The organism is Streptomyces sp. NPDC016851 (assembly GCF_055562795.1).
On sequence record NZ_JBVHEP010000019.1, the window covers coordinates 46895 to 71796 of the forward strand.

At 73.2% G+C, this 24902-nt stretch carries 26 protein-coding genes; 14 read left to right on the plus strand and 12 right to left on the minus strand.

Annotated features, from left to right (window positions below; all coding sequences use genetic code 11):
• The first annotated feature begins 56 nt into the window (after window positions 1-56).
• On the plus strand, window positions 57-251 hold the full coding sequence (locus ACZ3I3_RS27465) for a hypothetical protein (RefSeq protein WP_356923735.1): 195 nt from the start codon (window positions 57-59) through the stop codon (window positions 249-251).
• A gap of 2 nt (window positions 252-253) precedes the next feature.
• Here the strand turns inward: ACZ3I3_RS27465 and ACZ3I3_RS27470 are convergent, their stop codons facing one another.
• The 6 genes from ACZ3I3_RS27470 to xylB form a co-directional block, all read right to left on the minus strand.
• On the minus strand, window positions 254-1492 hold the full coding sequence (locus tag ACZ3I3_RS27470; RefSeq protein WP_467369398.1) for a phosphodiester glycosidase family protein: 1239 nt from the start codon (window positions 1490-1492) through the stop codon (window positions 254-256).
• A gap of 127 nt (window positions 1493-1619) precedes the next feature.
• Window positions 1620-2792 (minus strand): bifunctional class I SAM-dependent methyltransferase/NUDIX hydrolase, encoded by a 1173-nt coding sequence (locus ACZ3I3_RS27475; protein WP_467369400.1) that lies wholly within the window; start codon window positions 2790-2792, stop codon window positions 1620-1622.
• A 3-nt stretch (window positions 2793-2795) separates the two neighbouring features.
• Window positions 2796-3191: a luciferase domain-containing protein gene (locus ACZ3I3_RS27480; RefSeq protein WP_467369402.1), complete on the minus strand. Its 396-nt coding sequence runs from the start codon at window positions 3189-3191 to the stop codon at window positions 2796-2798.
• Between the two features lie 104 nt (window positions 3192-3295).
• Window positions 3296-3901, minus strand: coding sequence for an N-acetylmuramoyl-L-alanine amidase (locus ACZ3I3_RS27485; protein ID WP_467369404.1), 606 nt, complete (start codon window positions 3899-3901; stop codon window positions 3296-3298).
• A gap of 224 nt (window positions 3902-4125) precedes the next feature.
• Window positions 4126-5334 carry an ROK family protein gene (locus ACZ3I3_RS27490; protein WP_467369406.1) on the minus strand — a complete coding sequence of 403 codons (1209 nt, stop codon included), beginning with the start codon at window positions 5332-5334 and terminating at the stop codon, window positions 4126-4128.
• A gap of 15 nt (window positions 5335-5349) precedes the next feature.
• Window positions 5350-6795, minus strand: a complete 1446-nt coding sequence (gene xylB / locus ACZ3I3_RS27495; RefSeq protein ID WP_467369407.1) for a xylulokinase — start codon at window positions 6793-6795, stop codon at window positions 5350-5352.
• A 116-nt stretch (window positions 6796-6911) separates the two neighbouring features.
• Between xylB and xylA the strand changes: the two genes are divergently transcribed.
• Window positions 6912-8078 carry a xylose isomerase gene (gene xylA, locus ACZ3I3_RS27500; RefSeq protein ID WP_467369409.1) on the plus strand — a complete coding sequence of 389 codons (1167 nt, stop codon included), beginning with the start codon at window positions 6912-6914 and terminating at the stop codon, window positions 8076-8078.
• Between the two features lie 262 nt (window positions 8079-8340).
• Entirely contained in the window at window positions 8341-8691 is a 351-nt protein-coding gene (locus ACZ3I3_RS27505) for a hypothetical protein (protein ID WP_467369411.1), read from the plus strand.
• Here ACZ3I3_RS27505 and ACZ3I3_RS27510 read toward each other — a convergent pair.
• Window positions 8680-9963: an SWIM zinc finger family protein gene (locus ACZ3I3_RS27510; protein WP_467369413.1), complete on the minus strand. Its 1284-nt coding sequence runs from the start codon at window positions 9961-9963 to the stop codon at window positions 8680-8682. The genes ACZ3I3_RS27505 and ACZ3I3_RS27510 overlap by 12 nt on opposite strands.
• Entirely contained in the window at window positions 9960-12758 is a 2799-nt protein-coding gene (locus tag ACZ3I3_RS27515) for a DEAD/DEAH box helicase (RefSeq protein WP_467369415.1), read from the minus strand. The genes ACZ3I3_RS27510 and ACZ3I3_RS27515 overlap by 4 nt, the downstream gene beginning before the upstream one ends.
• Window positions 12759-13047: 289 nt before the next feature.
• On the opposite strand from ACZ3I3_RS27515, the gene ACZ3I3_RS27520 reads away from it, so the two are divergent.
• Complete coding sequence (locus ACZ3I3_RS27520; protein ID WP_010040978.1) at window positions 13048-13230, plus strand: hypothetical protein; 183 nt, start codon at window positions 13048-13050, stop codon at window positions 13228-13230.
• 96 nt (window positions 13231-13326) lie between these two features.
• On the opposite strand, the gene ACZ3I3_RS27525 is transcribed toward ACZ3I3_RS27520, so the two are convergent.
• Window positions 13327-14202: a hypothetical protein gene (locus tag ACZ3I3_RS27525; protein WP_467369417.1), complete on the minus strand. Its 876-nt coding sequence runs from the start codon at window positions 14200-14202 to the stop codon at window positions 13327-13329.
• 135 nt (window positions 14203-14337) lie between these two features.
• Window positions 14338-14634 carry a hypothetical protein gene (locus ACZ3I3_RS27530; RefSeq protein ID WP_467369419.1) on the minus strand — a complete coding sequence of 99 codons (297 nt, stop codon included), beginning with the start codon at window positions 14632-14634 and terminating at the stop codon, window positions 14338-14340.
• A 99-nt stretch (window positions 14635-14733) separates the two neighbouring features.
• Here ACZ3I3_RS27530 and ACZ3I3_RS27535 point away from each other — a divergent pair, with 99 nt between their 5' ends.
• Window positions 14734-15636, plus strand: a complete 903-nt coding sequence (locus ACZ3I3_RS27535; protein WP_467369421.1) for an oxygenase MpaB family protein — start codon at window positions 14734-14736, stop codon at window positions 15634-15636.
• An 81-nt stretch (window positions 15637-15717) separates the two neighbouring features.
• Here ACZ3I3_RS27535 and ACZ3I3_RS27540 read toward each other — a convergent pair whose 3' ends face one another.
• Window positions 15718-16317, minus strand: a complete 600-nt coding sequence (locus ACZ3I3_RS27540) for a class I SAM-dependent methyltransferase (protein WP_467369423.1) — start codon at window positions 16315-16317, stop codon at window positions 15718-15720.
• 152 nt (window positions 16318-16469) lie between these two features.
• On the opposite strand from ACZ3I3_RS27540, the gene ACZ3I3_RS27545 reads away from it, so the two are divergent.
• The 5 genes from ACZ3I3_RS27545 to ACZ3I3_RS27565 all read left to right on the plus strand — a co-directional run bounded on the left by ACZ3I3_RS27545 (window position 16470) and on the right by ACZ3I3_RS27565 (window position 21529).
• Window positions 16470-17243, plus strand: a complete 774-nt coding sequence (locus tag ACZ3I3_RS27545) for an MHYT domain-containing protein (RefSeq protein WP_467369424.1) — start codon at window positions 16470-16472, stop codon at window positions 17241-17243.
• Window positions 17244-17392: 149 nt separating this feature from the next.
• The gene (locus ACZ3I3_RS27550) at window positions 17393-19981 is read left to right on the plus strand and encodes a sensor histidine kinase (protein WP_467369426.1); all 2589 of its coding nucleotides are present in this window, start codon (window positions 17393-17395) and stop codon (window positions 19979-19981) included.
• Entirely contained in the window at window positions 19978-20415 is a 438-nt protein-coding gene (locus ACZ3I3_RS27555) for a roadblock/LC7 domain-containing protein (protein WP_467369428.1), read from the plus strand. The genes ACZ3I3_RS27550 and ACZ3I3_RS27555 overlap by 4 nt, the downstream gene beginning before the upstream one ends.
• A gap of 22 nt (window positions 20416-20437) precedes the next feature.
• Entirely contained in the window at window positions 20438-20848 is a 411-nt protein-coding gene (locus ACZ3I3_RS27560) for a DUF742 domain-containing protein (protein ID WP_467369430.1), read from the plus strand.
• Window positions 20849-20923: 75 nt separating this feature from the next.
• A complete protein-coding gene (locus ACZ3I3_RS27565; RefSeq protein ID WP_467369432.1) occupies window positions 20924-21529 on the plus strand; it encodes a GTP-binding protein in 606 nt (201 codons plus the stop codon).
• A 16-nt stretch (window positions 21530-21545) separates the two neighbouring features.
• Here ACZ3I3_RS27565 and ACZ3I3_RS27570 read toward each other — a convergent pair whose 3' ends face one another.
• The gene (locus ACZ3I3_RS27570; RefSeq protein WP_467369434.1) at window positions 21546-21974 is read right to left on the minus strand and encodes a PPOX class F420-dependent oxidoreductase; all 429 of its coding nucleotides are present in this window, start codon (window positions 21972-21974) and stop codon (window positions 21546-21548) included.
• Between the two features lie 102 nt (window positions 21975-22076).
• On the opposite strand from ACZ3I3_RS27570, the gene ACZ3I3_RS27575 reads away from it, so the two are divergent.
• From ACZ3I3_RS27575 to ACZ3I3_RS27590, 4 genes are all read left to right on the plus strand, one after another.
• Window positions 22077-22490: a roadblock/LC7 domain-containing protein gene (locus ACZ3I3_RS27575; protein WP_356923715.1), complete on the plus strand. Its 414-nt coding sequence runs from the start codon at window positions 22077-22079 to the stop codon at window positions 22488-22490.
• A 126-nt stretch (window positions 22491-22616) separates the two neighbouring features.
• Window positions 22617-23507: a DUF6397 family protein gene (locus tag ACZ3I3_RS27580; RefSeq protein WP_467369436.1), complete on the plus strand. Its 891-nt coding sequence runs from the start codon at window positions 22617-22619 to the stop codon at window positions 23505-23507.
• 117 nt (window positions 23508-23624) lie between these two features.
• Window positions 23625-23996 (plus strand): VOC family protein, encoded by a 372-nt coding sequence (locus ACZ3I3_RS27585; protein WP_399415052.1) that lies wholly within the window; start codon window positions 23625-23627, stop codon window positions 23994-23996.
• Window positions 23997-24006: 10 nt separating this feature from the next.
• Window positions 24007-24792, plus strand: a complete 786-nt coding sequence (locus tag ACZ3I3_RS27590) for an Fpg/Nei family DNA glycosylase (protein ID WP_467369438.1) — start codon at window positions 24007-24009, stop codon at window positions 24790-24792.
• The last annotated feature ends 110 nt before the right edge of the window (window positions 24793-24902 follow it).

Below are 24902 nucleotides of genomic sequence, written 5' to 3' on the forward strand. Positions count from 1 at the left end.
ACACTTACGGCCGAACGCCGTGAACCGGACATGGCGGCGTGGCGGAGGAGTTGACGATGGCCATTTCCATCTCTGTGGTGCTGCTGCTCTTGGTCCTGGCGGTGATCTTCCTGCGCAACGGCGGGCTGAAGGTCTCCCACGCGCTGGTCTGCCTGCTGCTCGGCTTCTACCTGGCCAGCACCAGCGTCGCCCCCACCATCCACAGCGGCCTCACGGCGACGGCGGACATCGTCAGCAGTCTGCGGCCCTGACGTCACGGCCCGGAGAACACGCCGATGCCGTTCGCGACGGCGCGTTCGGCACCGCCGCTGGGGTGGTTGCGCACCGAGACGCTGCTCGCGCCCGCCTTCCGGGCGACCAGCGTCGACGACCCGCCGCCGTCCAGGCTGAAGGCGTCGTCCGAGCCCAGCTTCCGCAGGGCGTCGGCCACTTCGGCGATCGTCAGGCCGCTGCGGTAGGCGGCGGCGCCGTCCAGCGCGAACAGCAGCACGCGCCGTCCGCCGTCGGCGATGCCCACGGCCGTACGGACGGCCGACGTCGTGTCGTCCAGCCCCGGCAGCGGCCGGCCGCCCGTGAGAACCGGGTAGCCGCCGAGGGCGAGGCGGTAGGCGGCGCCGTCCGTGGCCGCCACGAGACGGTGCTCGACCTCTACCGCTTCGCCGGCGGACAGTTTCCGCAACTGCTGGGCGCCCGCCTCCCGGCCGACCAGCACGGTGGTGCCCGCGGCGATGGAACCGCTGCCGGGTGTGTCGGCGGCCGACACGACCTTGCCGTCGCGGACCGTCACCTCGTACGTGTCCGTACTGCAGGGCGCGGCCCGGTCCGTGTCCGTGCCGCACGTGGCGCGCACGCGGGAGACGCTGCCCCAGTCGGAGGTGAACGCGCCGACGGAACCCACCGGCAGCGCGTACTGGTTGAGCCCGCCCAGCGGCAGCTGCGTCTCGGCCGTGCGGACCGAGCCGTCCAGGGCCAGCCGGTCCAGCCGCGCCACCCCGTCGCTGCCGACACCGAACACGTCCTCGGTGCTCGTGCCGGGCGGCAGCGCCGGGCCGAAACGCTGTCCGTTCGGCACGGCCGCCTTGAGCGTCCGCCCGGCCGCGATCGCCGGGCCCACGCTCGCGCCGGTCACCTCGACGCCCGGATGCTGCGACTCGGTGATGTTGAAGAAGTCGCCGTTGACCCCGGCGACCGCCCCCTGGGCGTCGGCCATCCGCGAGACCTGCGCGCGCGAGGCCACGGCCCCGGGGTACAGCAGATCGACCCGTACCTGCGGATGGCCCAGGTCGACCTTCAGCACATGCGCGTGCGTCACCCCCTTGGCGGCCTTGATGTCGAACTCCTCGTACGTGACCCCCGGCGCGACCCGCACGCCCTTGTGGACGGCGCCGGCCGGAGCCGCCCCCGCCAGGGCCGCCCCGGTCAGCGCGCCGAACGCCGTGACGAACGCCAGTACCGCTCTGCCTGCTCCCCGTCTTCTGCGACGACCTGCCACCGTGCCCCCTGATGCCTCGTCAACTCACCGGATCCTCAGGGGCAGTGCACCAGACCACGGGGGCCGGCGGGGTGGCCGAGCGCCGACTCCACGGGAACGGCTGAAAAAACGCACCCCTCTGGGTGCTTCAGCCGTCGCCCGTTCCGGTGCCGTACGGCGTGAAGTGGGCGGGCGCGTGGTCGATCGGCAGGCCCGGCCGCCAGGCGGTGAGGGCCTGCGCGCTGCACACGAACAGCTCCTCCGGGAGCCGGTCCAGGGCGAACCAGCGCCAGCGGCCCACGCTCTCCCCGGGCCGGTCCGACGGCTCTCCCCGCCAGGCGGTGACCCGGGCGGCCACGGTCACCCGTACGAGACCCCCGGCGTCGTCGAGGAGCGTCCCGAGGAGCCGGACGTCCTCGGGCCGGGCGTCGAGGCCCGTCTCCTCGCCCAGTTCGCGCACGACCGTCTCCCGCAGTGACTCCCCGGGCTCCACCGTCCCGCCGGGCAGCTCCCACGTCCCGTGCCGGTGCCGGCCCAGGAGCAGCCCCCGGGGCCCGTGCACGATGGCGCCGACCCCGAGCGTGGCGTGGGCCCTCGGCGGCTTGGCGGTGCGCGGCCGGGAGGAGACCCGGACGGGCCGTGTCACCCGGAAGAGCCGGTACGACGCGTGGTTGCCGGCCTGCGGCGTGTCGAGGACGTCGACCTGCTCCACGCGCAGCCCGTGCTCGGCGAGCAGGGCCGTCCAGAGCTCCGGGTCGAGGACCCACATCTGGACCGTGACGTCCCCGCCCCCGGCCAGCCGCAGGATCTCCGGCCGGGCGATGACCTCGTCCGACGGTCCGTCACCGTGCGAGTTGGTGTGCAGCACGGTGAAGCAGAGCCTGCCGCCCGGCTTGAGCGCCGCGGCCAGGGCGGGCAGCAGCCGGTGTGGGTCGATGTACGGCACGGCGTTGACCGAGTAGATGACGTCGTACGGCTCCGCCGAGCGCAGATGCTCCACCGCGTCGCCCAGGACCAGGCTCAGCCCCGGCAGGGAGCCGTAGCGGGCGCGCGCCCGTTCCAACTGCCCGGCCGAGGAGTCGACGGCGTCCACCAGCGCGCCGTGAGCACGGACCAGATGTGCGGCGTGCCGCGCCGGACCGCACCCGAGGTCCAGCACGCGCCGGCCCGTCAGCTCCCCGAGCACCTCGATCCCCGGCCCGCCGCCCTCGAACCCCCAGTCGATCCGCGCCACCTCGGGCAGCACCGTGCCCCGCCTCAGGTGGTGCGCTCCGTACGTGCGCCAGGCCTCGGCGTTGACGGCCTCCGGTCGGGTCACCACGGCTCAGCCGCCCGCCGCGGCGTCGCGCGGAAGGACCGTGACACGGTGGAAGTTGCACCCGGCGAGCCGCTGCTCCTCCCCGGCGGGCCGGGTCTGGTGGGCCTTGAGGGCGATGCTCACCAGGCTCAGCAGCAGGTCGACGTCCGCCTCGCAGTCGAGGTGGACCGTCACCCAGCCCGATCCGGGAACCAGGTGGATGGCGCTGGAACCGGCGAGGTCGTAATGGAAGCGCTGGATGGCCCGGCGGGTGAGGTGGAGGTCCACGTCCCGCGTCGAATGGAAGTGGACGATCTCGTCACGGACGGAACGGAGCGCTCGTCCGGTACCGCAACTCGCCGGGCCCGCCATCAGGTCGGGCCAGGCCTGCAAACGCTCCAGGGCGCGCTGGGCCAGGGTCATGGTCCCATCGTCGCGTGCTTACCGTGCCGCAACCAGAGGTTGAGTGTTTTGTAACCGGGACGTGAGGTGGGGGCCCGGGGGAGGGGTGGGGAAACGGGCTGGTCTCAGGGCGAGTTGTCGACCAGTCTCATGTAGCGCTTCCAGTCCCAGTGGCGGCCCGGATCGGTGTGGTCGCTGCCCGGCACCTCGTGGTGGCCGATGATGTGTGCCCGGTTCCTGGGGATGTCGTACCTCGCGCAGATCGCGGCGGTGAGCCGGGCCGACCGCTCGTACATGGCGTCGGTGAAGTACTTGGGCTGGTCCACCCAGCCCTCGTGCTCGATGCCGATGCTGCGGGTGTTGTAGTCCCAGTTCCCCGCGTGCCACGCGATGTCGGCCTCGCGCACGCACTGCGCCACGTGCCCGTCGGACGAGCGCACCACGTAGTGCGCGGACACCTTCTTCCTGGGGTTCCGGAAGACGGACAGGGTGCCTGAGTAGGTCGTCTGCGCGACGTGGATGACCACGTAGTGCAGGGGATGGGCGCGGGGGCGGTTCGACGGCGTGTAGTTGTGGCGGCTCGCCGGATGCCACGCGGCTCCGGGGTGGTCGACGACCTGGGGCAGGGCGTCGGCCCGTGTGTCGGGGAACAGGGCGGTGGGGACGGCGGTGAGGGCGGCGGCGCCCTTGAGGATGCCTCGCCTGCTGGGGAAGGGGGTCGTCCGTTCCATGAGTGGGTGCCTCCCGGGCTCGACGGCGGGTGTCTCTTGCTCGACTTGTGGGGGCGGCGGCCGGTGTGGTCGCGGCCCGTGCGATCAAGTTACGGCGCCTGCCGGTCGGTCCGAAGGACGCGATGCTTTTCGGTGGAGGGACGCGGGGATGTGGACAACTCGCTCACCCGGTCGGGTGATTGACGGGGGCCCCTGAACCGGTCTCGCGTAGAGGTCGGGGCCTTTCAGGCCCGCTCGGCAACGGTGGCCGGATCGTCCAGCACCGCCCGCACGACCGAGTGCGCGGCGCCCAGCAGCGGTCCCTGCGGACCCAGCCGGGACACGGAGACGGGACAGGCCGGACCCGCCGTGCGGCGTGCCAGCTCGTCCCGCAACGACGGCAGCAGCCACGGCGCCAGCCCGGACAGTTCCCCGCCCAGCACCACGCTCTCCGGGTCGAGCAGGTTGACCGCCCCGGTCAGGGCGACCCCGAGCGCGGTGCCCGCGTCGCGCAGGGCGCGGCGTACGTCTTCGTCGCCCTCCGCCGCGCGCCCCGCCAGCAGCCCGACCCGGTCCTCGTCCGGCTCCAGACCGGCCGCGCGCAGCACCGCCTCCTCGCCGGCGTACTGCTCCAGGCACCCGCGCCCGCCGCACGCGCACTCCGGGCCGTCCGGCTGGACCGGCACGTGCCCCAACTCGCCCGCGAAACCGCGGGTTCCGCGCAGCAGTACGCCGTCCACGACGACGGCCGCGCCGATGCCGATCTCCGCCGACACGTGCAGGAAGTCGCGCGGCGTGGCGTTGCCCAGCCAGAGTTCGGCGAGCGCGCCGAAGTTGGCCTCGTTGTCCACCGTCAGCGGAAGGTCCGCCGGCAGCAGGTCGCCGAGGTCCGTGTCGTGCCAGTCGAGGTTCGGGGCGCGTACGACGGTCCGGGCGTCACGCGCCACCAGACCGGGCACGGCCACGGCGAGACCGGCCGGCCACAGACCCTCGCCCTCCGCCTCGGCGACGACCCGGCGGATGAGTTCGGTGAGTTCGGCCAGCACGGGCCCCGGGGAGCGGCCGCGGTTCGCGCCCTGGCGTATCGCCCGCGACCGGGTCCGGCCGCGCAGGTCCACGGCACAGACCGCGAGATGGTCGACGCCGACCTCCGCGCCGATCCCCGCCGGGCCGCGTCCGCTCAGCGCGAGCGCGGAGCCGGGGCGGCCCACCCGGCCGGGCCGCTCGGGCCCCAGCTCCTCCAGCAGCCCCGAGCGGATCAGTTCGTCGACGAGCGTCGAGACCGCCGCCCGGGTCAGGCCGATCCGCGAGGCGACAGCGGCCCGCGACAGCGGCCCCTCGGCCCGGACGGCGTGCAGGACCCGGGCGAGATTGCGGCGGCGCATGCCCTGCTGGGTGTCGGGCAGGGCGCGTCCCGGCCCGGCCGGACGGGCCTCGTGCAGTGGTGCGGTCATGCCTGACGCCAGTCCTCAGTGGGTGTCCGTGGGCCGCTCCAGCAGCGGGGCCGCGTCGGAGAGTACCCCGGCGATCCTGGCCAGCGTCTCCTCGTCCCGCTCGACCGGGTCGAGCACCGGCCCGGCCGCGGTGTTCCAGCGCCGGGCGACCGCCGCGGGGTCCTCCCCGGTCAGCACACCGGCCGCCTGAGCGGCGGCGCCGAGCGCCACCAGTTCCTTCGCCTCGGGCACCTGCACGGGACGCCCCGACAGCCGCAGAACGGTCTGCTGCCAGGCCGTGCCCCGGGCACCGCCGCCGATCAGCAGCAGGGGCGCCGAGGGGTCCGCGTCCTCGTCGAGGACCAGGTCGAGCGCGCCGAGCAGCGAGTGCACGGCACCGTCGTAGGCGGCCTGGAGCAGCTGCCCGGCGGTCGTGTCGTGGCGCAGGCCGTGCAGCAGCCCGGAAGCGTTCGGCAGGTTCGGGGTGCGTTCGCCGTCCAGGAAGGGCAGCAGCGTGACGGCCGTGCCGGGTTCGACCGCCTCGCGGTCCAGGCCCAGCAGCGTCGCCACGCGGTCGACGGCGAGCGTGCAGTTCAAGGTGCAGGCCAGCGGCAGCCAGTCACCGCGGGCGTCGGCGAAACCGGCCACCGTGCCGCTCGGGTCGGCGGGCCGCCGCTGCGACACCGCGTACACCGTGCCCGAGGTGCCGAGGCTCATCACCGGCGTGCCCGGACGCACTCCGAGGCCCAGCGCCGCTGCGGCGTTGTCGCCGGTGCCGGGCGCGACCAGCGTGCCCTTGGAGAACGGCAGATCATGGCTGTCGCGCACCGTGCCCGCCACCTCGCCGGGCCGGACCACACGGGGCAGCAGGGCGGGGTCGAGCCCCACGTGCGCCAGGATCTCCTCGTCGTAGCCTTCCGTACCGGAGGCCCACCAGCCCGTCCCCGAGACGTCGCCGCGGTCGGTCGTGCCCTGCCCGGTGAGCCGCTCGGTCAGGTAGTCGTGGGGGAGGCGCACGGCCTTGGTGGCGCGCGCCGCCTCCGGCTCGTGCTCGGCCAGCCAGGCCCACTTGGTGACCGTGAAGGAGGCGGCGGGGACGAGTCCGGTGCGCTCGGCCCAGAACTTCGCCCCGCCCAGTTCCTCCGTCAGTCTGCGTGCCTGCGGTGCCGAGCGCACGTCGTTCCACAGCAGGGCGGGCCGCACCGGCTCGCCCCGCTCGTCCAGCGTGACCAGGCCGTGCTGCTGGCCGCCGACCGACACCGCGGCGGCCTCGTGCGCCGCGTCGCCGCACTGGCGCAGGGCCTCGCACAGCGCGTCCCACCACTGACGCGGATCGCTTTCGCGGCCGGCCCCGGAAGAGACCGTGTGCGGCGCCTGGCCGCTCGCGACGACCCGTCCGGTCGACGCGTCGACGACCAGCGCCTTGGTGGACTGGGTGGACGAGTCCACGCCGACGACGAGCGGACCCTCGGCTGCTGACATCGGGTTTCTCCCTTTGCTCTCGTCCCGAGACACCTTGTCTCTTCCCAGGAAGGTGCTCGCATACTAATTTGTAAATCGGCATGACGAAATAGCCTCAGCGAGCAAGGAGCCGCGGCATGAGCTACCAGCCCACCCCCGAGGACAGGTTCACCTTCGGCTTGTGGACCGTCGGCTGGCAGGGACGTGACCCCTTCGGCGACGCCACGCGGCGTGCCCTCGACCCGGTCGAGACGGTGCAGCGACTGGCCGAGCTCGGCGCCCACGGCGTCACCTTCCACGACGACGACCTGATCCCGTTCGGCTCGAGCGACACCGAGCGCGAGGCCCACATCAAGCGCTTCCGGCAGGCGCTGGACGCCACGGGCATGAAGGTCCCGATGGCCACCACCAACCTCTTCACGCACCCGGTCTTCAAGGACGGCGCCTTCACGGCCAACGACCGTGACGTGCGCCGTTACGCGCTGCGCAAGACCATCCGCAACATCGACCTCGCCGTGGAGCTCGGCGCCCAGGTGTACGTGGCCTGGGGCGGCCGGGAAGGTGCCGAGTCGGGCGCCGCCAAGGACGTCCGCGCCGCCCTGGACCGGATGAAGGAGGCCTTCGACCTGCTCGGCGAGTACGTCACCTCCCAGGGCTACGACCTGCGCTTCGCCATCGAGCCCAAGCCGAACGAGCCGCGCGGCGACATCCTGCTGCCCACGGTCGGACACGCCCTGGCGTTCATCGAGCGCCTGGAGCGTCCGGAGCTGTACGGCGTCAACCCCGAGGTCGGACACGAGCAGATGGCCGGGCTGAACTTCCCGCACGGCATCGCGCAGGCGCTGTGGGCGGGCAAGCTCTTCCACATCGACCTCAACGGCCAGTCCGGCATCAAGTACGACCAGGACCTGCGCTTCGGCGCCGGTGACCTGCGATCCGCGTTCTGGCTGGTCGACCTGCTGGAGTCGGCCGGCTACACCGGCCCGCGGCACTTCGACTTCAAGCCTCCGCGGACCGAGGACCTCGACGGGGTGTGGGCGTCGGCGGCCGGCTGCATGCGCAACTACCTCATCCTCAAGGAGCGCGCCGCCGCCTTCCGCGCCGACCCGGAGGTCCAGGAGGCCCTGAGCGCGGCCCGCCTGGACGAACTGGCCCAGCCCACCGCCGCGGACGGGCTCCAGGCCCTGCTCGCCGACCGCTCGGCCTTCGAGGCCTTCGACGTCGATGCGGCCGCCGCCCGCGGCATGGCCTTCGAGCGTCTGGACCAGCTGGCGATGGACCACCTGCTGGGGGCGCGTGGCTGAGCGCACGTGCGTGTGCCGGGCCCTCGGTGCACGCGGGTGCGGGTCCGTTGGCCGGTCAGGGGGTGTGTGACCGGCCAACGGGGCCGTGATGGGCGGCGCACCCCCGGGCCTGACCGTCCTGACCGCGCAGGGTCCCCTCAGACGGCCGGGCTTGGGATTCACGGTCCGTAATGCTCCGGAATCGTGCGATCCACGCCATGAGCCCGTAGCAACTTCCGTGCGCCCCTCCCGCCTTGAGCGGTGCGCGGCGACGCTGGGCGGTATGGCCATGCCGCCCGTACCGCCGCATCCGCCCGGGCCTCCCCGGCGCCGGAACCCCCTGCTCCTCCTGCTCGCCGTGCTCGTGGCCGTCGCAGCCGTGTCCGTCGTGGTGCTGATGGCCAGGGGAAGCGACGACTCGCCGGACCGGGAGCCGCCCGCCGAGAGCACGAGCAGCACCCCCGCTCCGTCCTTCGGTATCCCCACGAAGCTGCCCAGCCAGTTGCCCACCGAGTTACCCAGCAAGCTGCCGACCCGGCTGCCGTCGGGCTTCCCGAGCCAGCTGCCTAGCGATCTGCCGAGTGGCTTCGAATCGCTCCTGCCGTCCCTGGACGGCGGCGAGTTACTGCCCTGAACCCTGAGCGGCCTCGTCACCGGCGGCGAGCTCCGCCGACGTCAGTGCCGTCGCCGGATCCTGTGCGGCCCCTCCCGAGGGCAGCCAGCGGCCGCGCTCCTTGTGGTACGGCCACCACCGGCCGTCCCGGCCGAGCCTCAACTGGACCGGGGCGCCGGCGACCGTCCAGCGGTTGCCCCGCACCCGCAGCTCCGGGCGCTCGTCCGCGTCCCAGGCCGACTCCAGGGCGGCACGCGCGCGTGCGAGCGTCTCGCCCTGCGCCTTCCACTCCTCGTCGAGCACGGCCAACGCGGCCGCACCGCCGTGGCGCCAGGCACGCACCGCCACTGCCAGCCCCTCCCGGCCGCGTCCCGACCCGTCGGCGAGACGGTCCGCCACCTCCTGTCCGGGGTCGCCCGCGGCCAGCCGTACAGCGTCTTCCGCGACGGTCGACTCCGCACCTGAAGGGTGCCGTTCGGCCGTGCCCCGGAATGACTCGGCGAGCATGCGGTGGGCCTGTACGGCGGTCCGCGCGGCCAGGAACTCCAGCGCGGCCGGGTCGATGCCCGGGGCGGGCGGCGTCTCGGTGTCCAGAGACGGCGGCAGTCCCGGCTCGTCGGGGAGTTCGGGAAGGGGCGGCAGCGGAGGCAGGATGTCGCCGGCCGCGTACGCCTCGGCCGCGTCCACCCCCTCCTGGCCGGAACGCCCCGTGGCGGAGGCGCCGCTGCGCGACTGGAGAGCGTTCAGCAGGGTGGCTTCGTCGCGTCCGCGCATCAGGAGCAGGACGAACGGGTCCTGGTCCAGCAGGCGTGCCACCTGGTAGCAGAGCGCCGCCGTGTGCCCGCAGTGGTCCCAGGCTCCGCAGTCGCACTCCGGCTCCAGATCGCCCAGGCCCGGCAGCAGTTCCATGCCCTCGGCCGCCGCGTCCTCGACCAGGTGCGGCGGCATCTCACGGTCGAGCAGCGCCGCCACATGACCGGCCCGCTCCACGGCCATGTCCAGGAAGCGGTCCCACTGTCCGGGCGCGAGTTCCTCGAGCAGGACATCGGCCCGGTGTGCCGTGCGGTCGCGGTCCTGGACGATGGCGGTGAGCCGCCCCGGGCGCACCGACACCGCGCCGACCGCTCCCGCGCGCGCGAGCCGGCGCCCCGTCCTGAGCTGCGCCGAGTCCAGTGCCGTGTCCTCCAGCGCCTTCAGCCACGCCTGACCCCACCAGGTCTGTGCGAAGCCCCTTCCGTGCGCCGGCGGCAGCGCGGCGAACGTGCGCTCCGTGTCACTGTCGTGCCGAGTCATCGCAGGCCCCCTCGCAGTTCGACCAGGTTCGCCAGTTCCGCGTCCGTCAGCTCCGTGAGGGCGGCCTCGCCGGAGCCGAGGACCGCGTCGGCCAGCTCCCGTTTGCGGGCCAGCAGTTCGGCGATGCGGTCCTCGATGGTTCCCTCGGCGATGATCCGGTGCACCTGCACGGGCCGGGTCTGGCCGATGCGGTAGGCGCGGTCGGTCGCCTGGGCCTCCACGGCCGGGTTCCACCAGCGGTCGTAGTGCACGACGTGTTCGGCCCGGGTGAGGTTCAGGCCGGTGCCCGCCGCCTTCAGCGACAGCAGGAACACGGGCACTTCACCGTCCTGGAAGCGCCGCACCATGGCTTCGCGTTGGGCGACGGGCGTCCCGCCGTGCAGGAACTGCGAGGGCGTGCCGCGGGCGGCCAGGTGGCGTTCGAGGAGGCGGGCCATCTGCACGTACTGCGTGAAGACGAGCACGCCCGCCTCCTCGGCGAGGATCGTGTCGAGCAGTTCGTCCAGCAGGTCCAGCTTCCCGGAGCGTCCGGCGATCACCGGCCGCTCCTCCTTGAGGTACTGCGCCGGGTGGTTGCAGACCTGCTTGAGTCCGGTCAGCAGCTTCACGATCAGTCCGCGCCGCGCCATGCTGTCCGCGCGGGCGATCTCCGCGAGCGCCTCGCGCACCACGGCCTCGTACAGGCCGGCCTGTTCCTGGGTGAGCGACACGGCGTGGTCGGTCTCCGTCTTCGGCGGCAACTCGGGCGCGATCCCCGGGTCCGACTTGCGGCGCCGGAGCAGGAACGGCCGCACGAGCCGGGCCAGCCGGTCGGCGGCGGCCGGGTCCTGACCGCCCTCGACGGCCTCCGCGTACCGCCTGCGGAAGGTCCCGAGGCGGCCCAGCAGCCCCGGAGTGGTCCAGTCGAGGATCGCCCACAACTCCGACAGGTTGTTCTCCACCGGGGTGCCGGTGAGCGCCACACGCGCGCGTGCGCCGATCGAACGCAGGGACCGCGCGGTCGAGGAGTGCGGGTTCTTCACGTGCTGGGCCTCGTCCGTCACGAGCATGCCCCACGGCACCTCGGCGAGCCGGGGCGCGTCCAGGCGCATCGTGCCGTACGTGGTGAGCACGAACTCCCCGTCGGTCAGGCCGTCGAGGCCGCGCCGCGCGCCGTGGAAGCGCCGCACGGGTGTGCCGGGGGCGAATCGCTCGATCTCCCGCTGCCAGTTGCCCATCAGGGACGTCGGGCAGACCACCAGGGTGGGTCCGGCGGACCGGGCGTCGGTCTGCCGGTGCAGGTGCAGGGCGATCAGCGTGATCGTCTTGCCGAGTCCCATGTCGTCGGCGAGGCAGCAGCCGAGACCCAGCGAGGTCATACCCGCGAGCCAGTTCAGGCCTCGCCGCTGGTAGTCCCGCAGGGTGGCGGCGAGGGCCGCCGGCTGCTCCACGGGCTGCTGCGCCTCGGGGTCCGCGAGCCGCTCCCGCAGGGCCGCCAGCCACCCGGTGGGCCGCACCTCGACCCGGTGGCCGTCCACCTCCGCCCAGCCCGTCAGGGCCGCGCCCAGCGCGTCCACCGGCGTCACCTTGTGGTCCTGCCGGGAGCGGGCCAGGCGCACCTCCTGAGGGTCGATGAGGACCCACTGGTCGCGCAGCCGCACCACGGGGCGCTTGGCCTCGGCGAGCCGGTCCAGCTCCTCGCGGCTCAGCCGCCGGTCACCCAGCGCGAACGACCAGTCGAAGGCCAGCAGTGCGTCGGCGGACAGGAACGACGGCATGGCCGCGAACGACGTGCCGGACTCCGGCTCGTCGTCGGGAGGGCCCACCTCCGCGCGCGTGGTGAGCTCGCGGGTCAGTCCCCTGGGCCAGTGCACCTCCACGCCGGCGGCCGCCAGCGCCCGGGCGCCCGCGCCGAGCAGCTCGGTGACCTCCTCGTCGGCGAGCTCGACCGCGTCCGGCACGGTCGCCGACAGCAGCGGCGTGAGCGGGGTCCAGGCGCGGGCCGCGCGGCGCAGGGCGAGCAGGGCGTCCATCCGCGCGCGCGGGCCGAAGGCCTCGTCCCCGGCGCCGGACCAGATGTCCGCGGCGTCCGCCACGAGCGCGGGATCGCTCACGCTGTGCACCTGGAGCACGGCCCGGAACGTCACGTCCGATCCGTCGTCCACCGCGTCCGTCAGGCCGCCCGCCTCGATCCGCAGCGACAGCCGCACCCCCGCGTCGTGGCCCGCGGCGACGTCGGCGGCCCACGCGCGCTGCTCGGGCAGGCGCACCGGCTCGGCCGACGCGTAGGCGGGACCGCCGGCGACCAGCGGAGCGGCGGGGGAGCGGGGCAGGGTGTCGGCGACCGCGTCGAGGAAGGCGCGCAGCAGCCGCTCCGGGTCGGGCAGCCGCAGTGGCCCGGCGCCCGCCAGGGGCACGGCGTGCGCCTCGGGTGGCATGGCGGCGGCCAGGCGGCGCACGGCCTCGACGTCCTGAGCGCTCAGCGGGCCCGTCCGCCAGGCATCGTGGTCGCCCGGGGACAGCCCCGGCAGCAGCAGTCCGCGCGCCACGAGGTGCAGGGCATGCGCGGCCGCCGCGCCCCAGAACACGGTGGACCGGTGCCCATGGGCTTCGGCACGCGCACGTGTGAGGACCGGCAGGGCCGCGCGTACCGGCAGCAGAACCGCGGGCACATCCAGCGGCTCGACGCCGTCATCGCCGGGCACGACGACGGTCAGGTCCGCCGCGGACGCCGAGGTCACGGTCGGCGGAGCCTCGCCGTCGGGTCGCCAGAAGGCGACACTGCCGGTCCGGGCCGGGTCAGCGGGCAAGAACACGGCGTGGAATGGGGCCAGTTCGGAGAAGTCGGAGGAGGGTGCCGGGGGAGTGGGATGCTCGGCTATGGCTATTCCTCAAATTTGACTAGCGGAGTCGGAGTCGCCGAGGGTACAGCACTTCCCACAAACCATGGCTATGACTTGGCTGTGAGTTAGGCCACTATGGAGGTCTCGGGGGTGCGTAAGGGTAGCGCCTCAGGGATGTCTCAGGGTCGCGGTCCGGAACTGCCGCAAGCGCGGGCCCGTTCTCGAGACAGAGAGCGGCAGTGGCCGCGAAGGAGGCGACATCATGTCCAAGAACGCCAAGATCGCCGCAGGTGGTGTGGCGGTCGGGCTCATCCTGTTGATCTGGCTGCCCTGGTGGGCATCGCTCCTGATCATCCTGGGAGTCCCGGCCGCCGCGTATCTCACGCTGGACCCCTCGCAGCGGCGCAGGCTGCGCCGCGCCACCCGCAAGGAACTGGGCCGTTGACGCGCGGCTGACCGGCCCGGCCGAAGGCCGCACCGGCTCGCTCCGGCCGTACGGCCACCGCCCGGTTCGCCCACCGGCTCAGTTCGGCCCACCGGCTCAGTTCGGCCGTACGGCCATCTTGTCGAGGGCCTCGAGAAGACCCGGCAGCTCCGGCCCCCGCCCCACCGGCAGGACCTCGCCGGGCTCCTCGTCGAGCAGCACGAAGGCGATGTCGTCGGTCCTGGCCACGAGCGACCAGCCGGGACCGTCGGCCCGCAGGGTCCGCGCGTCACCGGGCGCGAACGACGACCGGACCCGGCCCAGCGGCGGCGGCGAGTCGATGTAGGTGCGGGCCTCCGCCAGGACGCGCCGGATGCCGCTGTGGCCCTGCTGTCCGTTCTCCCCGCCTCCGTCTGGGCCGTCGGCCGCCGCGCCCGCGTCGCCCGGTGCCGGCGAGGATTCCGGTGCCGCTGAGGACCCTGGCGCGGGGAAGGCCGAGTCGTCGACCTGTTCCCGCCACGTCGCCCACTGAAGCGCGATCTCGTCCGCGCCCAGACGCCGCTGGGCGGGGCCCCAGACGGTGGTGTCCGGCGGAGCCAGCGGGGGCCGGTCGTCGGCCTCCGGACCGGGATCGTGCGGCGCGGGCACCCCGGGCGCCGCGACGGCGACCGCGAGGGGCCAGCCGGGAAGCGCCGCGACGACCGTGCGCTCATCCGGCGACAGTTCGTACTCCATCCCGCAGTCCCAGGAGGCGATCGCGACGGCCACCAGGGAGACGTCGTCGATGACCACGGTCCACCGGGCGCCCTCGCCGTCCTGGCCGAGCACCAGCCCGTACCCGTCGGCGAGCGGCGCGAGGCCGAGCGCCGCGCACGCCTCCGGATAGTCGTCGCCCAGCACGCTCGGGAACTTCGCCGGCGTCAGCAGCACCGCCGTGAGCACATAGAGCGCATCGTCCGCGGCGGCGACGGTGTCCTCTTCCGTCCCGGCCATCCCAGCCTCCCCATCGGTTCGTCCACCGGCGCGCACCCTAGTGTGCGCGGAAGCCCCTTGTCACGGCCCCGCGAGCACACGCGGAGCTGCCGTTTTCCGGCGGACGGGGCGAATCGGCCGTCCCGGCCGGGCCTGTCACTCCGCGGGCAGCCCCAGCAATTCACGGGCCACGGTCCGTGGCGACTGGCCGCGTTCCCGGGCGAGCGCGATGACGGCCCGGCAGGCCAGCTCGTTCACCCCGAACGACAGCGCCTCGGGCGACACCCAGGCGGCCGCCTCGTCAGCCCGCTCCTGGTCGTCCTCCGCGCCCGCCGCGACGTAGGCCGCGGCCGCCTCGAAAAGATTGTGCGGACGCTTGTCCCCGGCGGCCTTCGGTTCCGTGCGCATGGCATGAGCGACTCTGCCTCCGGCCTTGCGGACCTTGCCCCACATGCTGACCACCTTCCCCCTGTGCGGATGTCCCGCCGTGCCGGTCATCTTCCGGACTCCAACGTAAAGTTGCAGATCCGGTGACAGAAGGGGGACGGCACTGTGAAGCGCTACGCGCGCCTGGAACAGATCCGGCGGATGGACCCTTACCGGCAGGCCACGGAGATCTACCGGCTCAGCGTGGCCTACGAGTTCCCGTGGGACTTCACCCGCGCCCTGGAACTGGCCCTGTACCGCACCTACGCCGTCCCGAGCATCGGCCGGCTGCTCGCCGAGACGGCGGAGCTCACGGAGCGGCCGCAGAAGCGCTACGACGACACGTCGCTGCTTCTGGACGCCGTGGTCGAGCACGGCTTCGGCAGCGACCAGGGCAGGTCCGCGATCCGCCGTATCAACCAGATGCACCGCAGCTACGACATCAGCGACGACGACATGCGCTACGTGCTCTGCACGTTCGTCGTGGTGCCCAAGCGGTGGATCGATGCCTATGGCTGGCGCAGGATGTCGCGCCACGAGACCGTCGCCAGTGTCGTCCACTACCGCACGCTCGGCCGGCACATGGGCATCAAGGACATCCCCGAGACCTACGAGGAGTTCGAGGCCTGCCTCGACGACTACGAGGCGGCCCGCTTCGCCTGGGACGAGCAGGCCCGGCGGGTCTCGGACGCCACGCTCGACCTGATGTCCTCCTGGTACCCGCGCCCGCTCGCCCCGCTGCTGCGCACCACGATCCTCGCGCTGCTCGACGACCCCCTGCTGCGCGCCTTTCGCTACACCCCGCCGAGCGCCGCCACGCGCGCGCGGGTGCGTCGCGCGGTACGGCTGCGGGGCCGCGCCGTCCGGCTGCTGCCGCCCCGGCGCGCCCCGCACTTCGCCCGCCAGAACTGGGAGATCAAGGGCTACCCGGACGGCTACCGGCTCGCCGGCCTGGGCACGCGCCCCGTGCCCGGCGTCCGGGGCTGTCCTGTGCGGCATGTGGCGGCGCCGGACGCGGAGGCCGGGTGATGTGAGTGCTCGGTCTTCGCGGACGGCGAGTGATCAGGTCTCGCGGACGGCGAGTGCTCAGCCCTCGCGGGCGGCGAGTGCTCAGGCCTCGCGGACGGCGAGCGCCAGGAAGCGGGAGTCCTCGTCGACGTACGACGTCATGCGCCACCCCGAACCGGCCAGCAGCGGCCGGAGGTTGGGCTCGGCGCGCAGGTCGTCCGGGGTGAGCGCGCGGCCGTGGCGCGCGGCCAGGGCCTCCCTGCCGATCGGGTGGAACAGAGCGAGCACGCCACCGGGACGCACCACGCGTGCCAGCTCTCGCAGATTCTCGGCCGGACTCGCCAGGTGCGAGATCAGCCCTGCACCGAACACGGCGTCCAGCGCGTGTGAGCGGAGCGGCAGCGCGGCGACGTCCGTGAGCAGCAACGCCCCGTCACGGTCCCGTCCGGCCCGCACGGCCTCCCGCAGCATGGCCGGGGTCAGATCGGCGCCGAGGACCACGCCAGACGGCCCCACGGCGGCACGCAGCGGCGGCAGGGCGCGTCCGGTGCCGCACCCCGCGTCGAGCACACGGTCACCCGCCTTCAGTCCGAGTTCGGCGACCGCGGCCGCGTAGGACGGACCGTCGTCGGGGAACCGGCTGTCCCAGTCGGCGGCGCGGGCGGTGAAGAACTCCTGGACACGCGTCTGGTCGTCGCTCATGTACGGCATGATTCCTCACCGGCACGGATGACGCCTCAGTGCACACGTTCGAGCGTGACCCGATCGTTCCGGTACATCCTTGCGTCATATTCCAACACCTTTCGAAATGCGCCCCCTTCGCGCGCCCCTGTCGGGTCTAGCGTCCCGGAGCCATGGGACACCTGGACCACGCCGCCCTGGGGTGGCTGACCCCCGCGCTGTCATACGTGATGGCCTGCACAGGCGCCGCACTCGGACTGCGCTGCACCGTCCGCGCGCTCGCCGCCACCGGGCGCTCGCGCCGCAACTGGCTCGTCACCGCCGCCTCGGCGATCGGCACCGGCATCTGGACCATGCACTTCGTGGCCATGCTCGGTTTCAGCGTCGCCGGCACCGATATCCGCTACGACGTGCCGCTCACCCTGCTGAGCCTGCTCGTCGCCATGGTCGTGGTCAGCGCCGGCGTCTTCGCCGTCGGCTACAGCCGGGACCGCGGCCGGGCCCTGCTGATCGGCGGGCTCACCACCGGCCTCGGCGTCGCGAGCATGCACTACCTGGGCATGGCGGCAGTCCGCCTGCACGGCGACGTGACCTATGACCCGGTGCTCGTCGGGCTCTCCGTCCTGATCGCCGTCGTTGCCGCGACGGCGGCCCTGTGGGCGGCGCTCAACATCAAGTCGCCCGTCGCGGTCACGATCGCCTCCCTGATCATGGGCGCTGCCGTCAGCAGCATGCACTACACCGGGATGTTCGCGGTGAGCGTGCGCGTGACGCCTTCCGGGGACGCACTGCCCGGGGCCACGGCGATGCAGTTCGTCTTCCCCCTCGCCGTCGGCCTCGGGTCCTACCTCTTCCTGACCTCCGCCTTCGTCGCGCTGTCGCCGACCGCGGGAGAGCGCGAGGCGTCCGCGTCGGCCCAGCGGCCGGTCGAGAACGCCGCCCGCTGACCGCGACCGACGCCGACGGACGGGCGACAGGCACTCCGGGCGACGGGCCTCCGGAGGCGGCCAGCCTGGTCGGCAGACCCTCAAGCCCGGACGGCACCCCCCCCGAAGCCGGGGTGACACGCCCCGAACCACCCCCGAGCGAGGAGTTCATGCGTACACCCCGTAGGACCCCCGAGGCAGGCGCCGAGGCGCCGCCCCCGCCCGTGCGCGGTCGCCGCGCGCACGCCGGACCACCGGCCGACGAGGGCGGCCAGGACCCCTCGGAGACCGCACCGGACGGAGCGGCCACGCGCGCGGAGCGCTGGCACATACGCCCCCGTACCGTGCGCGCCAAGATCGTCTGCCTGCTGATGGTGCCGGTCGTCTCCCTCCTGGCCCTGTGGGCCCACGCCACCGTCACCACCGCCCAGGACGTCTCCCGGCTGCGGCAGGTCCAGCGCGTGGACGCCACGGTCCGGGCCCCCGTCTCCGCCGCGGTTGCCGCCCTCCAAGCCGAGCGGACGGCCGCCGTACGCCACGCCACCGACCCCTCCGCCGTGCGGACCGACGAGCTGGACGCACTCGCCCGGCGCACCGACCGGGCCGTCGCGAAACTCCGGCTCGGCGAGAACAGCACCGTCGCCGACAGCGAGGAACTGCCCGCCGGAGTCGCCCGCAGGCTGGAGGCGTTCGTCACGGGGGCCGGGCGCCTGCGTGCGCTGCGGACCGAGGTGCGGGACCGGCGCGCGGGCTGGGCCGAGACGTACAGCCGCTACACCCGGACCATCTCGGAGGCCCTCGGCGTCGGCGGTGCCCTCACCGGCATCCAGGACGCCGACCTCGGCTCCGACGCGCGCGTGCTGCTCGAATTCTCCCGCGCGGGCGAGGCCTCGGCCCGGGAGGACGCCCTGTTGGCGAGCGCCCGACTGTCCGGGACGCTGACCGGGGAGCGGCTTCGGCTCTTCACCGGCGCCGTCGAACTGCGCCGCGCCCTGACCGAGTCGGCCGTCGCCGACCTGCGCGGCACCGAACGCGCCGCGTGGAACGCCCTCACCGACAGCAGCGCTTACGCCGGGCTGACCGATGCCGAGGACGAGATCCTCGCCGCCGGGCCGGGTGCCAAGGCGATCGAGGCGGTACCCGGAAGCACCTGGGACACCGCCCACGCGCGCGTGCAGGACGGCATGCGCACGATCGAGGACGACGCCGCACGAGGCGTCGCGCAGCGGGCCGACCCGTTCACCCGGGGACTGCTCACCCCGGCCGGCGCGGCCGTCCTGCTCGGGCTCGCCGCCGTCGCCGCCTCACTCGTCATCTCCGTGCGTATCGGCCGAGGCCTCGTGGTGGAGCTCGTGAGCCTGCGCAACAGCGCCCTGGAGATCGCCCGGCGCAAACTCCCCGAGGCCATGCGGAGACTGCGCGCCGGCGAGGAGATCGACATCCGCGCCGAGGCACCGGCGGGACCGGCTTCCGAGGACGAGACCGGGCAGGTCGCCGAGGCCCTCGGCACCGTCCACCGGGCCGCGTTGCGGGCCGCTGTCGAGCGGGCCGAACTCGCCAGCGGTATCTCCGGCGTCTTCGTCAACCTCGCGCGCCGCAGCCAGATCCTCGTCCACCGGCAGCTGAGCCTGCTCGACAGCATGGAACGCCGCTCCGACGACCCGAACGAACTGAGCGACCTCTTCCGCCTCGACCACCTCACCACCCGGATGCGGCGCCACGCCGAGAGCCTGATCATCCTCTCCGGAGCCGCCCCGGGCCGGGCCTGGCGCATGCCGGTCTCCCTGACCAACGTCGTCCGCGCGGCCGTCTCCGAAGTGGAGGACTACGCGCGCGTGGAGGTACGGCAACTCCCCGAGGCGGCCGTCGCCGGCGCGGCCGTCGCCGACCTCACGCACCTGCTGGCCGAGCTCATCGAGAACGCCGCCCAGTTCTCGCCGCCCCACACGCGCGTGCGCATCACCGGCGAACCCGTCGGCAACGGCTACGCCGTCGAGGTCGAGGACCGCGGCCTCGGCATGGGCAAGGAGACCCTCGCCGAAGCCAACCGCCGCATCGAGCAGTCCGAGACGCTCGACCTGTTCGACAGCGACCGGCTCGGCCTGTTCGTGGTCAGCAGGCTCGCCGCCCGGCACGGCGTCAAGGTCCACCTGAGGACGTCGCCGTACGGCGGCACCACCGCGGTCGTCCTGGTGCCCACCGCCCTGCTGCACACCGGGGCCGCGGAACGTTCCCGCGCCGAAGCCGAACGTTCCCACGGTGGAGCGGAGCGTTCCCACGGTGCAGCGGAACGTTCCCACGGTGCAGCGGTGTACGCGCGGCAGTCCGAGCAGCGCGCCCACGCGCGCGTGCCCGACGACCTCCCGCATCAGGACGCCGTCCCCGACGCCCTCCCCGCCCCGGCCGACCGGCGCTCCCTGGTGGCTCCCGTCCCGGCCGCCACGCAGACCACGAGCCACACCCCACCCCCAGGAGTCGCCACCTTGCGACTGCACCGGCCCGAGCAGCCCGAAGACTCCGACGACCTCCCGCGTCGCGTACGGCAGGCCAGCCTCGCGCCCCAACTGCGGAACGGGCGCCCCGAAGAGCCGCCGCCCTCGCCCGCACCCCGGGACGACGAGCGGACCCCCGAGGCCGTCCGGGACCGCATGGCGGCCTACCGCGCCGGCTGGACGCGCGGCGGCGGCAGGCCACCCGGCCGCGGAACCACCACCCCCGGTCCGACGGGCAGCGACAGCAGCGAAGGAGACCCCGCATGATCCAGGACCCGAGCAGGCATTCCGCCCGGAGCTCCGGCGGACTCGACTGGCTGCTGGACGATCTGGTGCTCCGCGTGAGCGAGATACGGCACGCCGTGGTGCTGTCCAACGACGGCCTCGCCGTGGGCGCCTCGACCGACCTGCGCCGCGAGGACGCCGAGCACCTCGCCGCGGTCGCCTCCGGCTTCAACAGCCTCGCCAAGGGAGCCGGGCGGCACTTCGGTGCCGGCGGGGTCCGCCAGACCATGGTGGAGATGGACGAGGGCTTCCTGTTCGTGGCCGCCGCGGGCGACGGATCCTGCCTCGCCCTCCTCACCGCCGTGACCGCCGACATCGGCCTGGTGGCCTACGAGATGGCACGCCTGGTCAAACGCGTCGGCGAGCACCTCGGCACCGCGCCCCGCGTCGGCGCCCGGCCACCCGCCGCCGGATGAACCGAGAGGGCGGTCCCCGCAGATGACCGAGGACATGACGGACACCCGGGCCGAGCAGGGCAGCCAGTGGTACGACAACGAGGCCGGCCCGCTCGTCCGCCCCTACGCCATGACGGGCGGACGCACCCGGCCCGGGCCCACCGGCGTCCGGTTCGACCTGATCGCCCTGGTCACGCTCGACCCAGCCGCACCCGGCCTGGACGACGCCCCGCTCGGGCCGGAACACCGCAACCTCCTCGACCTGTGCCGCACGGAGACCCAGTCGGTCGCCGAACTCGCCGCGGGCGCGGACCTGCCCGTGGGCGTGGTCCGGGTCCTCCTCGGCGACCTCCTGGAACTCGGCTGCGTCACCGTCAGCCGCCCCGTGCCGCCGGCACAACTGCCCGACGAGCGGATTCTGCGCGAGGTGATCGCGGGACTGAGGGCGCTGTAGACGCACGACACCACCCCGTACTCACCTCACCCTTCTCACCTCACCCTTTGCCGGCACTCCCGAGAGAAGTGATCAATGGTCTCCGAACACTCCGACGCAACCGGCGGCGATACCTCCGCACTGGCGTTGAAGATTCTGGTCGCCGGCGGGTTCGGCGTCGGCAAGACCACCCTGGTGGGCGCCGTCAGCGAGATCCGGCCACTGCGCACCGAGGAACTGCTCAGCGAAGCCGGCCAGTTGGTGGACGACACCGACGGCGTGGACCACAAGACCACCACGACCGTCGCCATGGACTTCGGGCGCATCACCATCCGCTCCGGCCTCTCCCTGTACCTGTTCGGCACACCGGGCCAGGACCGGTTCTGGTTCCTATGGGACGAGTTGTCACAAGGGGCGCTCGGCGCGGTGGTCCTCGCGGACACCCGGCGCCTGGAGGACTGCTTCCCCGCGGTCGACTACTTCGAACACCGGCGCATCCCCTTCGTGGTGGCCGTCAACTGCTTCGCGGGCGCTCGGCACCACGGCGCCCCGGACGTCTCACGCGCCCTCGACCTCGACCAGGGCACGCCCGTGGTGCTGTGCGACGCCCGTGACCGCGACTCGGGGAAGGAGGTGCTGATCCGGCTCGTCGAGTACGCCGGGCGGATGCACACCGCCCGGCTCCTCGACTCGGTCGGATGACCGAGGTGTCTCTCCGTCAGTCCGCGACGTCCCGCTCCGCCAGGACCCTGTCGATGGCGACCCTGACGAGGAGTTCGCCCGGGATGCCGTTGCGGGCGCCGAACTCCTCGGCGCGCTCCTCGCCCATGTACCGGGCGCCGATGCGGGTCGCCCAGTGCCGTATCTCGTCGAGGTCCTCCGAGACACGGGCGCGGCCCCGCACGACCACGAAGGAGTACGGCGGCCGGTCGTCGTCCACACACAGGGCGACCCGCCCGTCACGGATGAGATTGCGCCCTTTCACGGTGTCCTTGCCGGTGTTGAACACCAACTCGTCGCCGTCCAGGACGAACCAGATCGGGGCCACGTGCGGGCTCCCGTCGGCCCGGACCGTGGACAGCTTTCCGGTGCGGGTGCCGTGGGAAACGAACTCCCGCCATTGCGCGTCGGTCATCTTCTCTGCCATGGCTCCCATCCTCCTTGCCCCGGCCGCGGTCGTGGGGAAGGCTGGCGTGGAGATCCTCCGGCCAGGAGGAGAATCGCACGGGGAGAAAACGGGGAGATCGGAATGGCGCAGAACCAGGGACTGGACTGGCTGCTGGACGACCTGACCGAGCGCGTCCACCAGGTGCGGCACGCACTGGTCCTGTCCAACGACGGCCTGGTGACAGGGGCGAGCACCGGACTGCGCCGCGAGGACGCGGAGCACCTCGCGGCCGTGTCGTCCGGACTGCACAGCCTGGCCAAGGGCTCGGGACGGCACTTCGGCGCGGGCAGCGTACGGCAGACGATGATCGAGTTCGACGACGCGGTGCTCTTCGTCACCGCGGCCGGCACGGGCAGTTGCCTGTGCGTCCTCAGCGGCGCGGAGGCCGACATCGGCCAGATCGCCTACGAGATGACCCTTCTGGTCAACCGGGTCGGCGAGCACCTCGACGTGGACGCCCGCCAGCCCGAACGGAAACCGGAAACAGGTGCCTGACCTGCGCGTTCGTCATCCCCCGCGGAGTTATCCACAGGCTCGCCACGAGATCCGCCGAAGCCGCTACGGTTTTTTCACGGCGACCGCACACGGCGTGAGCCGCCGACTCCACGGGGGAGACCGACCATGTCAGGCACCATCGCGAAATCCGACCGCCTCACCTGCGCCCCGAGCCGTGCTGCCCGCGAACTCGACCTGAAACGAGGGGAGTTCGACCTGGCGGTGAATCTCGGACTTATCCGGACCGTCCCCGACGAAGGAGGCGGAGGCCGACGGGTCGCCCGCACCGAGATCGACCGGCTGCGTGCCCAGGACGGCTTCCCGGACGTCTTGCGCAAGCGCGTCGCGACCGCGGGCACCCATGAGGGCGCGGAAATCATGGACGTGACGCCCACCAGGTTCACGAGCCTCGCGCGCTTCGGCCTGCTCGTGCCCGTCCGCTTCTATCTGAACCGCTACCGCACCGTCGTCTGGCTCTATCTGGCCGAGGAACTACGGCAGTTCGCCGCCGAGAAGAGCAACGCCCGGCTGCTGACCGGCCGCATGCCCGCAGAAGTGCGGGACGGGATGAAAGCAAAGCTGGACCGGCGCCCCCGCAACTGGCGGGGACGGCACATCGGGTTCCTGCTGCGGCATGCGGGAGACGACCCGTGGGCGCACGCGTCGGCCGTCGCCTGCCTCCTCGACCCGTCCGACGTGGCGGACGTCGTCGAGGACCCGCACGAGCGCGACCACCTGAACCGCTGCCGCCCCCGGCTCCCGGCCCACGGCGCGCCCGGCTCACCCGCCGCCGAGCGGGCCCAGGAGCTCATGACGGCGAGCGAGCCGGACGAGGTGGCCTGGTTCCGCGCGGACCTCGCCCACACGCTGGAAGCGGCCCGAAGGCAACACCCGGCACCACGCCCGTCCCCCGAACCGGCCCTGAAGCAGGACGACGGCCCGGCACTCCCCGACCATCCTCCTTCCCACGGCCTCCTGGGCTGGCTGCGCCGCAGAAGCCGGTGGCCTGCGGGGTGACCCCGCCCGCCCCCTGCAGGAGCGGAGGGCGCGGGACCCGCTGTCCGCCCGATGAGCGATGAGTTTCCGGATGCGTCCCGGTCAGACCTGTGAAGAGACTAGGTCCGGGAGGCGATCATGTTCGGTACGACGAAGGCCTACAGCGGCTTCTCCGTGAACGACATCGAGGCGGCCAGGACGTTCTACGGCGACACGCTGGGACTGCGCGTCTCGGAAGAGCACGGCATGCTGATCCTTCACATCGCGGGCGACCGGGACATCCTGGTCTACCCGAAGAAGGACCACACCCCGGCGACGTACACCATCCTCAATTTCCCCGTCGACGACATCGAGGCGGCGGTCGACGAGCTGAGCAGAAGGGGGGTGCGTTTCGAGCGCTACGACCACCTCAAGGCGGACGACAAGGGCATCTTCCGCGGCGGCGGCCCGCTGATCGCGTGGTTCACCGACCCGGCGGGGAACGTGCTGTCCGTCCTCCAGGAAACCTGACCAGCCGGTCATGCCCGAGCTGCCCGATGTCGAGGGCTTCCGGCAGGTGCTGGAGTCCTGCGCCAAGGGACGGGTCGTACGGCGGATCGAGGTACGGGACGCGGGCGTCCTGCACGGCGTCGGGGTCCGGGGCCTGCGTGACGCGCTGGAGGGACGGCGGTTCGGCACGCCGGAGCGGCACGGCAAGTGGCTGCTCGCCCGCACCGGCGGCCCCACCCTGGTGCTGCACTTCGGCATGACAGGCCGACTGGTCTGCGGACGTCCTGAGGACCCCGTCGAAGCCCACGACCGCGTGCTGTTCACCCTGAGCGGCAACCGTCAGCTGCGCTTCCGTGACCAGCGCAAACTCCAGGGCCTGTGGCTGGCCCACGACGACTCCGATCTCGACCGGCTGCTCCGGCGGCAGGGCCCCGACGCGATGGCGGTGAACCGCGGGGAGTTCGAGGCCGTGCTCTCGTCGCGCCGCGGGCAGCTGAAGACCGCGCTCACCGACCAGTCCGTCCTGGCCGGCCTCGGCAATCTGCTCGCCGACGAGATTCTCTGGCGCGCCCGGCTGCGCCCCGACCGCCGGGCGCGGGAGCTCACCCAGGACGATCGGCGTCGCCTGTACAGCGAGATGCGCAGGACCCTGCGGTCCGCCGTCAACGCGGGGTGCGTGCCGCCGCGGGAATCCTGGCTCACCGGGCACCGCGACGACCCCGACCCCAGGTGCCCGCGCTGCGGCAACGGCCTGCGGCGGTCCCGGATGGCGGGGCGTGGCACGGTGTGGTGCCCGCGGTGCCAGCCGGACGGGTGATCAGGCGGGGGGAGGGGATCCCCCCCCGAGGGGCGGGGGGCACCCCGCCGGGCCAGCTCCGCCCGCTGCGCCTCCTCACCGTCCCGGACGACCGGCGACCACGGCGCCCC